Below are 507 nucleotides of genomic sequence, written 5' to 3' on the forward strand. Positions count from 1 at the left end.
TTATGGCGGCGGTTTTGCACAAACAACTCTTCGATTTCATGTTTTGGCTGAGGTCGGTAGAAATGAAAACCTTGAATCGAGTTGCATTGAAGGTTGGAAAGCAAAGTAGCTTGCTGATGCGTTTCTACGCCTTCTGCAACGACCGTTAGTTCCAAAGATTTGCCCAAGTTGATGATGTTCTCGATGACGGTCACCTGTTTTGGCAGGGCGTCAATGTCATTAATGAATGCACGGTCGATTTTTAGTTCATCAATCGGGAAACGAGCTAAATACGACAGTGACGAATACCCAGTGCCAAAGTCGTCGATCGACAAAGCAAAGCCCAGCTTTTTAATCGCATTCAGCATTTGCAGCGTATGTTCGCTGTCACTCATCACCGCGCTTTCCGTTAGCTCAAACGTGATGCAACTTGGATCAAGTTCGGTTGTGCGCAGCAGCTTCTCCATAAAGTCGATCAACTGAGGGTTGCCAAACTGTTCTGGAGACAAGTTGATCGCGACGCGACCC

At 46.9% G+C, this 507-nt stretch carries 1 protein-coding gene; it reads right to left on the reverse strand.

All coding sequences use genetic code 11. The features are described 5' to 3' along the window. Positions 1 to 507 (reverse strand): EAL domain-containing protein (locus tag R7E78_RS30890; RefSeq protein ID WP_318059237.1); only part of this gene is annotated, 507 nt, incomplete at both ends.

This window comes from Vibrio sp. YT-19(2023) (assembly GCF_033337395.1).